We start from the raw sequence: 12534 nt of genomic DNA, 5'->3' as shown, positions 1-12534 counted from the left end.
AGTCGATGCAGCCCAACCAGGACGAGTGATGAAAACTCAGGCCATGGATAAGGCTAACCACGACGCTGCGGTCTGTGTTTACCCTTTTGCCACGACGTCGATTGATCGCGGTTACCCATCAACCGTTGATTTCCAGGCGGTCTATGATCAAAGCGGGCGCGCGACAGGCATTCGCTCGCGCTTGCCGTTCGACAGCAGGACGCGCATCAGCAAGGTGTCTGGCTTTGCGACCAGAAGCCAGCGCCAGCACACCTTTCAGATCTCGTCGCACATCCACTTATTCGACTGTTGGTTTTGCGGCCTGATCAGTCATTCGTGCGAGCCCAACACCCTGTTGGATGCCGATTACCTGGAATTGTGGTCGTTGTGTCGCATCCCGGCGGGCTCTTTATTGACGATCGATCACGCCGCCACAGCGGATGTGCTGCCCCGCCAATTTGCCTGCGAATGTCGCACGCGCAATTGCCGGGGCTGGATCAAAGGCCGATTGGAACAGATAAACGCAGAGGGCCTGCGCTACCTGGACCAGTGGCACCTGTACCACGACCGTTAAGCTTCGCCCAGCGGACGCAGGCGGTATTGCGGCGGCAATTGCTCGAAGCCACTGATGGTGGTGTTCAAGCTTTTCCAGCGGCCGTCCTTGATGCCATAGATGCAACCATGGATCGACAGGCTCTGCCCGCGGTGCCAGGCGTTTTGCACAATGCTGGTATGGCCGACGTTGGCCACCTGTTGAATCACGTTCAGCTCGCACAGGCGGTCAACGCGCTCTTCTTCAGTCGGCAATTGGGCCAGTACATCGCGGTTTTCGTAATAAAGGTCACGGATGGTGCGCAGCCAGCCGTCAATCAGGCCGAACTGGCGATCCTGCATCGAGGCGCGTACGCCGCCGCAGCCATAGTGGCCGGTGACCAGGATGTGTTTGACCTTGAGCACGTCCACCGCGTACTGGATCACCGACAGGCAATTGAGGTCGGTGTGCAGCACCACGTTGGCCACGTTGCGGTGCACGAACAGATCACCCGGCAGCATGCCGACGATCTCGTTGGCCGGTACGCGGGCATCGGAGCAGCCGATCCACAGGTACTCGGGGGTTTGCTGGCGGGCGAGCTTGGCGAAGAATTCGGGATCTTCCTGTTTGATCGCATCCGCCCAGCGTTCGTTGTTATCTAGCAGGTCTTGTAATTCGTTCATCAGGGAAAGCCTCAGGAATGATGCGCAGTTTTGTGACTGACAACCGCCCGTCCGGGTCACGCCCAGCCTGCGAATAGACAAGCATTAATTAGCTTGAATCTTTGGGGTACGCAGCCGGTCCACACACTATAAGCCCCACAGTATGAGGATTGGCCATGACTGAATCACGACGTCCCTATGGTGCGACAGAACCCGAGCCCATTGATGACAACGAAGACCGCATGGGTTCGATGCGCGAGCTGGATTTTGACGAGCAGGAGCCGACGGCCGAGATTGGCGATGAGATCCCGCGTCGCGAGCGAGAGCATCTGATGCCCGACGAACGGGTGCGTGAAGCAGGGCTCACCGGCGCTTCGACGGATGATCACGAGTCGACTGATGATGACTTGAGCCCGGAAACGCTGATCCATGAAGACGGCGCGCGCGATGCGCGGGAAGAAGGCGAAGATAATCCGGCGGATTATGATCTCAGCATTGTTGATGAGGATGAAATTGGCGGCGGGAATGGGTTGGATGAGGCGGAATTGGCCGATATTGACCCGTTAGATGGCAACCGCTGACACACCACACAACGCATTGTGAAATTGCCCCTGTGGGAGCTGGCTTGCCTGCGATGGCGGTGGTGAATGACACACCGTCATCGCGGGCAAGCCCGGCTCCCACAGGGATCGGCGTTCACATTGCGCTGTGTGTTCAATCGACTAGCGTGCAGGCCATGACGACCGCATCTTCGCGACCACCCACCGCTGGGTAGTAGTCACGGCGACGGCCAATTTCATTGAAGCCATAACGCTCATACAGGCGAAACGCACCGGTATTGCTGTCACGCACTTCCAGGAAGCATTCCCGCGCACTGGCGGCGTAGGCGCGGGACATCAGGTGTTCCAGCAGCGCCAGACCCAAGCCACGACCCTGGTTTTCCGGCTTGACGGTGATGTTCAGCAAGTGCGCTTCATCCAGGATGATCTGCACTACGCCGTGCCCAACCTGTTGCTCGCCCTCGAACATCAACCAGATCTGGTACTTGCCCAGCCCATCGAGAAAAATCCCACGGGTCCAAGGGTGGCTGAACGCCGCGTATTCGATTTTCAGCACGGCGTCGAGGTCGGCCTCGGTCATCGGGCGAAAGGATAAAGCCTCACTCATCAGTTGTTTTCCAGCGCGCCATCAGCCGGCGCATGGCTTGCCAGACATCAGCCTTACGCTGTGGCTCTTCCATTAATAATTCCAGGCCCGGCAGGGCCCATACCGAGCCCAGGCCTTCGACCTGCAGCTCGCGGTACCAGGCTTCGGCGTTGGCTTCGCCGGCAAAACGCACGGCGGGCAAGCCGATCAGCCACAGGCACACACAGGGTTCGTCTTCCAGGCGCGCCGAGACAAAACCTTGCACAAAATCACGCGCGGCTTCGGGGCCCTGGTCCATGTTGCCACGCACTAGCAACGGCCAGCGCACTGGGTCGCCGATGATCTGCGGGCTGTCGGGCAGGCCGGCGGCGCGCAGCATGTCCTTGAGCAGCAGGTAGGCGGGGTCGCGGGTCTGGAAACGCTCGCCGGTGGGCAATTCCACCAGCAGCAGGCAGCGCCCGGCACGCAGCAACTGCAGGGCAAAGCGCGGCGGCGGGACGACCGGGGCTTTGACCTCCGGGGCCGCCTCTTTGGCAACCACGGCAGCCTTGGCCACCGGCGACGGGCGCGGCACTTCGATCTTGGCGCGCTCTACCACAGGGCGCACGGGCGCTTCGGTCTTGACCACTGCCACCGGCGCCGCCGCTTCCTCGCCCGAAGGCTCGAACGCATCATAGGGCTCAAGCGCGTCCAGCAGCTCAGGCCGCGACGGTGCGGCAAACGGCAGTTCGGTGCGGGGCAGCCAGTTGACCACCTGCATGGCGGTCAAGTAAGCGCGACGTCGGGACTCGATAAGCACAGCTCGGCCACTTGTGGATAACTAAAGAGCGGGGATTCTACCGCTGTTCGGTAACAATCGCCCACTGCGCACTGACCGGCTGTGGATAAATCCCGCGCCTGATGCAGTACAATCGCGACTTTTCATCGCCAACCAACCGGCCATTCCCATGATCGAACCCAAGCGCGTGCTACGCGCCCTCGCCGAACACTGGGCCTTACTTGAGCCACTGTGCGAACACTTCGACCAAGGCACCTTGAGCCTCGGCGAACTGCGCGCACAACTGGCCGCCCAACAACTGGACAGCACGCCACAGGACATCACCAGCCTGTTGGACGTGTGGATTCGCCTGGATATCCTGGTGCCTGTCGCCAAGAGCCCGAACCGTTTCGAGCTCAACGCACAGATCCACGACTTCCTGGCCTATCTTCGCAAGGAGCACCGGCTTGGCCTGTGCCTGGAAATCGAAGCCTACCTGCGCCACCTTGAGCGCCTGGCCGGGTATATCCAGGACGCCTTCGACATCCGTGATGGCCACGACCTGGCCCGCCAACTGCGCCTGCTGGATATGCGCGTGCGGGACGTGCTGAAAAAACTCGCCAACGACGAGCAAGCCCTCGCTGCCGTGGCCGACCGCGCCAAGACCAGCGACCGGCAGATCCCGTTGCGCCAGCGTTATGCCGAAGTACTGGCAACCTGGGACGAATACGTCGAACCGATGATCCAACTGGTGAACGCCGACGGCGCCTTCGAACAAGGCGTGCGCAAGGTGGAAAACGTGCTGCTGCGCCTGCTCACCGAGCAACAGCGCCTCGGCCACCTGGTGGACGACGACATGCTGCTGCGCACCCACGCGCGCATCCTCGAGATGCAGACCAGCGCCCAGCTGACCCTGCGCCATGCCCGCGAACTGCTGTTGCCGTTGCGTGAAGAAGCGCGCCGGCATAACGCCGTGACCCGTGGCGCGGCGCTGGCCCTGTCGGCAATCCGCCGCAAAGGCCTGGACGCGGTGCCACAGGCCGCAATGCCGATGTTTACCCGTCCGCAAAGCACCTTCCTCGGCAGTGCCAGCCAAGTGGAAGCTTATGTGTATGCATTGGCGAATTTCGAGCCGAAACCGGCACGTTTCCCCAAGGCGCACAAATCCCACAAAGGCGAAGCCCAGCGTGCGCCGCGCACGGTCAAGGAGATGCTCGAACGCTGCGAAGATGCGCTGCCGATGCCGGACCTCATGACTTGGCTGCTGGAGCAGGAGCCGGACGGCGCCACCGACGAATTGCTGTACTGGTTTTCGCGCTTGTCCCGCGAAAAACGCTTCAAGCGTGAACGCCTGGAACGTCGCGACTACCACACACACGAGCATCAGGTCAGCCTGCGCTCCTTCGCCCTGCTCCCTGCCAGCTCCGACGCGGCCGAGAATTCTGCGAGCATCCCTCATGCATCTTGATCTATCCGAACTGTCCCAGCTGGCGCCGATCTTTCGCGAGCTGTTCAAGGGTTATCACGTCAGCCGTCGCGACCCTGAGCTGTACGCGCAATTGTCGAATCTCCAGGACCAGTACCGCACATTGTTCAAAGCCTTGGGTTTTGAACTGGTGTGCGATACGCGGGGCTTCTACTACTTCGTACCGGACACCGCCGTGGCCGCAGCGCAAGTGAACAAGACGGCCCAGCGCCTGGCGTTGTTCACCTTCATCATCGTTGAGCACTTGGCCGATCAAGGCCGCGACCCGATTGCCGTGCTTGACGGCGGTAGCCTGGGCCGCGATGAACTGCCATCACTGCTGGAGAAGTACCGCGACCTATTTATCCAGGCCGAAGTGCAGACCCAGGAAGAACTCGAAGAAAAGATCATGCGCCGCATGACCCAACTGGGTTTTGCCAGCGAGGACAACGGCGTGTACCGCTTCCTGCCGCCCATGCACCGCTTCCTCGATGTGTGCCTGTCGGTACAGCAGGACCGCGATTTGGCCGCCAGCGTGCACAGCGTGTTGCCACTGCCGGCACCGGTGATCATCGACGAAGACAGCGATGAGAAATTGCTGAAGACCGATGACCCGCTGGACTTGAGCGACTTTGAAGACGAAAGCGAAGAAGACGCCCTGGCCCGTGCCATTGCCGAAGAACAGGAGACCGACGCATGAGCAAGGAACGCTACGGCATCCGCCGCTTCGCCCTATTGAACACTGCTGGCTACAGCCTGGGATTGTTCCCGCTGGAAGAGCCGCTGTCGGTATATGGCGCGAACAACCTGGGCAAGTCCGCGTCGATCAACGCCTTGCAGTTCCCGATTCTGGCGCGCATGTCGGACATGAGTTTCGGCAAGTACACCCTGGAACAGTCGCGTCGCTTCTACTTTGCCACCGACACCAGCTACATCCTCGTGGAAGTGTCCCTGCCCCACGGCCCGCACGTGATCGGCGTGGTTGGTCGCGGCCCGGGCGGCGGCTTTGGCCACCAGTTCTTTGCCTACGCCGGCAAGCTCGACCTGGCCCACTACCAGAAGAACGACACCTGCCTGCGCCAGAAAGAGCTGTTCACCAACTTGGAGCGCGAAGGCCTGAAAGCCTACGAACTCAAGCCGGATGAACTGCGTCGTTTGCTGGTGGGCGGCCACACGTCGATCCCGCTGGACCTGACGTTGATCCCGCTGCGCTCCACCAGCGAGCAGAGCCTGAAGACCTTCCGCGCGCTGTTTATCAACCTGCTGCACATGCGCGAAATCACCGCGGCCAAACTCAAGCAGTTGTTCCTCGACGCGTTCGAACACAGCCTGCGTTCCGGTAGCGTGGATTACATCGCGGCGTGTGAAGAAGCTTTCCGTGACGTACGACGCATGGAGCAGGACTACAACTCGCTGGTCGCCGCTGGCCCGCTGGTTGAAGCGCTGGCCAATGGCGTGCGTTTGCGCGACGTATTGCGCGGCAAGTTGCATCGCCTGTCGCCGTTGCTCGATTCGTTGCTGGGCACTTGGTCGGACTACGCCAGTGCACGCAAGGAAGAGCTGACCATCCAGGCCGAGCACTACCGCAATGAGCAGGACGCACTGCAGAACGATCAGCGTGGCGGCACCCAGGAGCTGATGCGCCTGGAGCGGGAAATCAGCGGCATTCAACGTTGGTTGGGCGAGTTGTCGGTACTCAAGCATCGCTTTGCGTTGGTGGATGACGTGAAGGTTCTGGAGCAGCAACTGCTGGCCGCCAAGGACGCGCACGATGAACTGGCGGGCGCCCTGGCGCAGTCGCGACAGTTCAGCGCCGAAGACTTGGACGAGCGCTTGCGCGACCTGGAAAAACGTTTGAAGTCGGTCAAGCAGCAACTTGATCACGCGGATAACAACAGCTACGCCAAACTGCGGGAAGAATTCTCACAGCAGGATGTCGAGCGTCTGATGCGTCTGTTCAACAGTTCGTTGTTCAGCCTGCCATTGGGCGAGCATGGCATCACGCTGGACGAAGATGGCCAGTGGGTTAAATCCCTGGAGCAGATCCTCGATGGCTTCAAGGGCGAGCGTTTTGAAGTGCCAGGGCTGTCCATCGACATCTCCCACATCGAACCGCCGGCATTGCAGGCCTTGGCGGATCGCGCAGCATTGCGCGACCAGAAAGAGCGCCTGGAAAAAGAACTCAAGCAGCTCAAGACTCAGCAGGCCGTAGCCTCTGACCGTGCGGCGAGCAAGACCCAGACCGAAGCGCTGTACCAGCAAGTGCTGGACGCGCAAAAGGCGCTGGAAGACTTCCGTCGTGCGCAAACCCTGAGTGCGGAAGAAGGCGAGAAGCTGGAAAACCTGGCACAGATGGAAGCGGCCCAGGATGAGTTGAAACGCTCCAGTGATGCGTTTACTGAACGCGTCCAGCAGCTGTCAGCCAAGCTGCAACTGGTGGGCCGTCAGATCGGCGATATGGAAGCCAAGCAACGCACGCTGGATGACGCACTGCGCCGTCGCCAGCTGCTGCCGGCGGACTTGCCGTTCGGCACGCCGTTCATGGACCCGGTCGATGACTCCATGGACAACCTGCTACCGCTGCTCAATGACTATCAGGACAGCTGGCAAGGGTTGTTGCGCGCTGATGGCCAGATCGAAGCGCTGTATGCCCAGGTGCGCCTCAAGGGCGTGGCCAAGTTCGACAGCGAGGATGACGTTGAGCGTCGCCTGCAACTGCTGATCAACGCCTACGCGCACCGTACCGATGAAGCGCTGACCTTGGGCAAGGCGCGGCGTGCGGCGGTGACCGATATTGCGCGCACCCTGCGCAACATCCGCAGCGACTACGACAGCCTTGAGCATCAGCTGGCCTTGTTCAACCGCGAGATCAACAAGCGCCAGGTGTCCAACCTGCAGAGCTTTCGCATCGTGCTCGCGCCGAACAAGGAAGCCCTCAAGCATATCGACCAGATCATCCACAGTGCCGGTCAGTATGAAGAAGGCGAAACCCTGTCGGTGTTCGACCTCAGCCAAAGCGCCGAACAGGACAACAAGAACGAAGAGGCCAAGGAATACCTGGCCCGCCTCGTGGCCGCCAACCATAACCAGTTGGGCCTCAAGGACTTGTTCGAGCTGGCGTTCGAGATCACCAAGGTGCACGGCCAGCCGGTGATTCACACCGACATCGACGGCGCCGCGTCCAACGGCACCACTATGACCATCAAAGCGCTGACCAACATGTACTTGTTGCTGCACTTGATGGACCGCGACCAAGCCGGGCGTGTGCGTTTGCCGTACTACCTCGACGAGGCAGCGGACATCGACGAGAAGAACCAGGCGGCGTTGCTGGAAACCAGTTTGCAGCTGGGTTTTGTGCCGATCCTGGCCAGCGTGAAGCCGCAGGTGTCTGCCCAAGTGGCGATCGACCTGGAAGGCGGCAGCGGGCCGAACGGGATCTACATCGATGAGGCGGATTGGAAGTACATTCGTCGTCATGATGTGGTGAAGGCGACGGTGAATGTGCAGGCGGATGAGCCGGAGTTGGATGAGGTCTGATTTTTTCGGCTGAAATGCAAAAGGCCCCTGGATGAGAATCCAGGGGCCTTTTTTGTTGCCTGTTCCGGCCTCTTCGCGAGCAAGCCCGCTCCCACATTTGACCGCATTCCCCAGGATATACGCGGACTAATGTGGGAGCGGGCTTGCTCGCGAACGGCGCGACTCGGTTTACTTACCCAGTGGAATCTTGGGCGCCCAGGTCAGCCACTCATCTTCAAACTTGTCAAACAGTGGGAACGTCTGCTGCGGCCGTGCGGCATTACCCATGCGCTCACCGTCGGGGGTAGCGAAGGCAATACCACCGGCGACCAACGTCTCCAGGGATTCAGTTCGCACCGTCGCGCCTTTGAACAGGCCGAAGTCGAGACCAAAACCGCTGGTGTTCCAGAATCGGCTGCCACTACGTACCAGCGGCGCGTATTTAGGCTCGATCAGGATGTGGATAAGCACACGGTCAGCCGTCTGGCCCAGCTCGTAGCCGGTGACTTTACCGACGGTGACTTCACGATAAGTCACCGGCACACCTTCCTTCAACGAGCCGCGGCGTGCAGCGCTGAGTGTCAGGCTCAGGCCTTCCTCCTGATGAACGGCCTTCGGCGGCTCATCCAGTGCCACGAAGCTCTTTTGCGGACCGGCGTTTTTCACCGCTGGCTGCACTTCGATGTACTGGCCGGTGACCAGGGTTTCCAGGTTCGAGGTTTTCATCAGGCCCAGCTCCGGCTTGACCACCCAGAACTGGCTGCCGACGCGTGCAATGCGGTCCGCCACTTGGGTGATGCGGGCGCTGAGCAGCACTGATTGCATATCGGCACTGAGGTCGACACTTTCAATCTTGCCCACGTCCAGCCCTTTGAAACGCACTGGCGTGCCGGGGCGCATGCCGTCGGCACGATCAACCTTGATGGTCACCAGGGTGCCATGTTGGTTGGCCGCTTCGCGGTCGGTGAACAAACGGAAGCGTGGGATGCGTTTTTTCAGCGGTACGTTTGGCTCAGGCGTTTCGAAAGCGATACCGCCGGCCATCAAGCTGGCCAGGGATTCACTCTTCACCTGAATGCCCCCGGTGAGGCCACCCGTGAGGGTGACGCCACTGGCATTCCAGAAGCGCGTCGAGCCGTTGACCAGGTTTTCGTATTCCTTCTCGATGTGCACGCCGATCACCAGTTGCTTGTTCTTGCGCGAGAACTGGTAGCTCTGCACCGAGCCGACCTTGACCTGTTTGTAGAGGATCGGGCTGCCCACATCCAGGGAGCCGAGGTTGTCGGTGAACAACACCATGTGCAGACCCGGGGAGCGCAGGTCCAGCGGTGGCGCCTTGGCTCGGGCGACGAATTCGCGTTGGGGCGCACTGCCTTTGTCACCAGGGCGGATGGCGATGTAGTTACCTTTGACCAAGGCTTCCAGGCCGGTGATGCCGGCGAGGGAGATGGACGGTTTGACCACCCAGAACTGGGTGTCTTGCACCAGGTAGTCTTCCGCCAATGGGTCGAGCGTCAGTTCGGCGTTGGCGCTGGACAGGTCCGGATCGATCTTCAGGGTTTTCAAGCTGCCGACCTGGATGCCTTTGTACATCACAGGCGTGCGCCCGGCTTGCAGGCCTTCGAAATCAGTCAGTTTGACCTTGACCTTGATGCCGGCCGCCGCGGCATCGAAGTCCTCATAGAGGCGGAAAGGCAGGCTCGGGTCAGTCGGCGGGCTGTCCTTGCGGTTCTCGGGCGTGGCGAAGGCGATACCACCGGCGACAATGCTGGAAAGGGATTCGCTGCGCACCTTCACGCCGGAGAGGTTGGCGTCGATGCTGATGCCGCTAGCGTTCCAAAAGCGCGTGTGTTTGCGCACCAGGCTGGCGTAGGTCGGTTCGATATAGACCTTGATCTCGACAGTGCTCTGGTCTTCGGAGAGCAGGTAGCTTTTAACTTGGCCGACTTGAATTTGTTTGTAGAACACCGGACTGCCACGGTTGAGCGAGCCTAGGCGGTCGGCCTTGATGGTCAGGTGCAGGCCGGGCTTGGCGTCGGATAACGGTGGTTCTTCAGAGAGCGCCTTGAATTTGCGCGTGGGCTCGCCATCGCCGGGGCTGGCGGCGATGTAGTTACCCGAGACCAGCGTCTCCAGACCAGTGATACCGGCCAGGCTTACGCTGGGCTTGACCAACCAGAAGCGTGTGTTGGTCTTGAGGTATTGATCGACGTCCTTGTTCATCTCGATGGTGGCGATCACCCCGCGATTACTGCCTTCGTCGTCCAACGCCAGCGCCTTGACCTTGCCCACGGTCATGCCTTTGTAGACCACTTCGGTCTTGTTGACCTGGATACCCTCACCACTTTCAAAGCGCACCTGGATCTCGATACCTTGCTGGGTATAGGCGCGCCATCCCAACCAGCCGCCGATAATCAGGGCAATCAGGGGCAATACCCAAATGGCCGACCAATTGGAGGCCGGGCGGGTTTTAGCTTTAGGCAAATCACTCATGGTCGTCGTCCGACTCCGTGTTATCCCAAATCAGTCGGGGATCGAAAGTTACTGCGGCAAGCATCGTCAAGATCACCACACTGGCGAACGCTGCAGCGCCGAGATTGGCCTCGACGCTGGCAAGTCGCCCAAAGTTTACAACCGCCACCAGGATGGCGATCACGAAGATATCCAGCATGGACCAGCGGCCAATGAATTCGATAAAGCGGTACATCACAATGCGTTGCTGCGCGGACAACGGCTGGTGGCGCTGCACCGAGAACAGTAGCAGACCAATGCCCACCAGCTTGAATGTCGGCACCAGGATACTGGCGATGAACACCACCGCGGCGATGGGGTACATCCCGTGCTGCACCAGTTGGATCACGCCGGCCATGATGGTGCTGGGATCACCCTGGCCAAGGCTGTTGATGGTCATGATGGGTAACAGGTTTGCTGGAATGTACAAAATCGCCGCCGTGATCAGCAACGCCCAAGTGCGGGTGAGGCTATTGGGGCGGCGGGCATGAATCAATGCGCCGCAACGCGTGCAGACTTGCTCATCGCTGTCGGGATCTTGTTTGTTCAACTCATGGCATTCGGTACAAATCAAAATGCCTGCATCAATCGCCCGCATGGTCATCCTCCCCTGACAACGCTTGCCAGATCTGGTGAGGTGACATCACTACCTCAAGTAACACTTGAACCATTAAGAGGCTGATGAAACAGACTAGGCCCAGACCTATGGTGATGGAAGCCATGTCAGCGAGTTTCACGATCGCCACCAAGACGCCCATCAAGTAGACCTCCAACATCCCCCAATCCTTCATGTGATGGTAGATGCGGTACAGCAGCAGTCCGTAACTGCGCCCGATGTTCCAACGGATGCTGAGGAGCACTGCCAATTGGCAGATGAGCTTGAGCAAGGGGATGCCCATACTGCATAGGAAGACAACCGCTGCGACGCCTTGCATGCCCGTATCGAATAGACCGACAACGCCGCTCCACACGGTGTCTTCAGAGGACTGCCCAAGTAGATTGAGCTGCATGATGGGCAAAAAGTTCGCAGGGATATACAACAGCAGCGCAGCCAGCACCAAGGCGAGGCTTCGCTCAACGACGTTGTGGCGGTGAGCGTATAGCTCGTAACCGCAACGCGGGCATTGGGCTTTTTCGCCTAGGGAGAGCACTGGTTTACGCATCAGCAAGTCGCACTCATGGCATGCCACCAGGTCATCCAGTGGTAAATCCGACACCTCGATGGCATCAACCGGATCGGGCATAGATAGGGCTCAGACTCTAAAAATGATTAGGTGCCTATTCTAGTGGTCTGGTTCAGAAATAACTGTGCAAATTTGTCGGTGCTCAGCCCACTTTCCGATCGCCCAAAACAAAACCCCTGACTGCGTTAGCAATCAGGGGTTCTGGAATTTAATCTTGACGATGACCTACTCTCACATGGGGAAACCCCACACTACCATCGGCGATGCATCGTTTCACTGCTGAGTTCGGGATGGGATCAGGTGGTTCCAATGCTCTATGGTCGTCAAGAAATTCGGGTACTGAGTCGTGACCTGTTGGTCTCGCTTCAGCAAATTGGGTATGTGATAGCTTTCGGTGTTTTGTGAACGTCGAACTTTCGGTTCATTTCGTCTTCACACACCGCAATCTGGTGCCTTTTCAGGTCAGCAAATTGCTTGGGTGTTATATGGTCAAGCCTCACGGGCAATTAGTATTGGTTAGCTCAACGCCTCACAGCGCTTACACACCCAACCTATCAACGTCGTAGTCTTCGACGGCCCTTCAGGGAACTCAAGGTTCCAGTGAGATCTCATCTTGAGGCTAGTTTCCCGCTTAGATGCTTTCAGCGGTTATCTATTCCGAACATAGCTACCCGGCAATGCCACTGGCGTGACAACCGGAACACCAGAGGTTCGTCCACTCCGGTCCTCTCGTACTAGGAGCAGCCCCTCTCAAATCTCAAACGTCCACGGCAGATAGGGAC

Annotated in this window: 11 protein-coding genes and 2 rRNA genes; 5 read left to right on the top strand and 8 right to left on the bottom strand. The window is 59.3% G+C overall.

Annotated elements, in window-relative coordinates; genetic code table 11:
* Positions 1-28: 28 nt before the first annotated feature.
* Entirely contained in the window at positions 29-553 is a 525-nt protein-coding gene (locus CFE47_RS27125; RefSeq protein ID WP_286841745.1) for an SET domain-containing protein, read from the top strand.
* Here the strand turns inward: CFE47_RS27125 and can are convergent.
* A complete protein-coding gene (can, locus tag CFE47_RS27120) occupies positions 550-1194 on the bottom strand; it encodes a carbonate dehydratase (protein ID WP_025856499.1) in 645 nt (214 codons plus the stop codon). The genes CFE47_RS27125 and can overlap by 4 nt on opposite strands.
* A gap of 155 nt (positions 1195-1349) precedes the next feature.
* On the opposite strand from can, the gene CFE47_RS27115 reads away from it, so the two are divergent.
* Positions 1350-1754 (top strand): serine kinase/phosphatase, encoded by a 405-nt coding sequence (locus CFE47_RS27115; protein WP_286841743.1) that lies wholly within the window; start codon positions 1350-1352, stop codon positions 1752-1754.
* Between the two features lie 133 nt (positions 1755-1887).
* Here the strand turns inward: CFE47_RS27115 and rimI are convergent, their stop codons facing one another.
* Positions 1888-2340, bottom strand: a complete 453-nt coding sequence (gene rimI / locus CFE47_RS27110) for a ribosomal protein S18-alanine N-acetyltransferase (RefSeq protein ID WP_005784514.1) — start codon at positions 2338-2340, stop codon at positions 1888-1890.
* Positions 2333-3079, bottom strand: a complete 747-nt coding sequence (locus CFE47_RS27105) for an energy transducer TonB (RefSeq protein WP_286841831.1) — start codon at positions 3077-3079, stop codon at positions 2333-2335. Before CFE47_RS27105 ends, rimI begins: the two co-directional genes overlap by 8 nt.
* A gap of 187 nt (positions 3080-3266) precedes the next feature.
* Here CFE47_RS27105 and mksB point away from each other — a divergent pair, with 187 nt between their 5' ends.
* The 3 genes from mksB to mksF are packed head-to-tail and all read left to right on the top strand — an operon-like array spanning position 3267 to position 8078.
* A complete protein-coding gene (mksB, locus tag CFE47_RS27100) occupies positions 3267-4544 on the top strand; it encodes an Mks condensin complex protein MksB (RefSeq protein WP_286841740.1) in 1278 nt (425 codons plus the stop codon).
* Positions 4534-5241, top strand: coding sequence for an Mks condensin complex protein MksE (gene mksE / locus CFE47_RS27095; protein WP_286841738.1), 708 nt, complete (start codon positions 4534-4536; stop codon positions 5239-5241). Before mksB ends, mksE begins: the two co-directional genes overlap by 11 nt.
* Complete coding sequence (gene mksF / locus CFE47_RS27090) at positions 5238-8078, top strand: Mks condensin complex protein MksF (RefSeq protein WP_286841736.1); 2841 nt, start codon at positions 5238-5240, stop codon at positions 8076-8078. The genes mksE and mksF overlap by 4 nt, the downstream gene beginning before the upstream one ends.
* A gap of 168 nt (positions 8079-8246) precedes the next feature.
* Here mksF and CFE47_RS27085 read toward each other — a convergent pair whose 3' ends face one another.
* The 5 genes from CFE47_RS27085 to CFE47_RS27065 all read right to left on the bottom strand — a co-directional run.
* On the bottom strand, positions 8247-10550 hold the full coding sequence (locus CFE47_RS27085) for a PqiB family protein (protein WP_286841734.1): 2304 nt from the start codon (positions 10548-10550) through the stop codon (positions 8247-8249).
* Entirely contained in the window at positions 10543-11166 is a 624-nt protein-coding gene (locus CFE47_RS27080) for a paraquat-inducible protein A (RefSeq protein WP_185708218.1), read from the bottom strand. Before CFE47_RS27080 ends, CFE47_RS27085 begins: the two co-directional genes overlap by 8 nt.
* Positions 11153-11812 (bottom strand): paraquat-inducible protein A, encoded by a 660-nt coding sequence (locus CFE47_RS27075; RefSeq protein WP_185708217.1) that lies wholly within the window; start codon positions 11810-11812, stop codon positions 11153-11155. The genes CFE47_RS27080 and CFE47_RS27075 overlap by 14 nt, the downstream gene beginning before the upstream one ends.
* A gap of 152 nt (positions 11813-11964) precedes the next feature.
* Positions 11965-12080, bottom strand: a 5S ribosomal RNA gene (rrf, locus tag CFE47_RS27070).
* Positions 12081-12237: 157 nt separating this feature from the next.
* Positions 12238-12534: ribosomal RNA gene (locus CFE47_RS27065) — 23S ribosomal RNA — on the bottom strand; the annotation flags it as partial.

The organism is Pseudomonas sp. PGPPP1 (genome assembly GCF_002255865.1).
GTDB classification, from domain to species: domain Bacteria; phylum Pseudomonadota; class Gammaproteobacteria; order Pseudomonadales; family Pseudomonadaceae; genus Aquipseudomonas; species Aquipseudomonas cremoris.
Note: the sequence above shows the minus strand (reverse complement) of the source record. Positions and strands in the feature narration are given on the sequence as shown.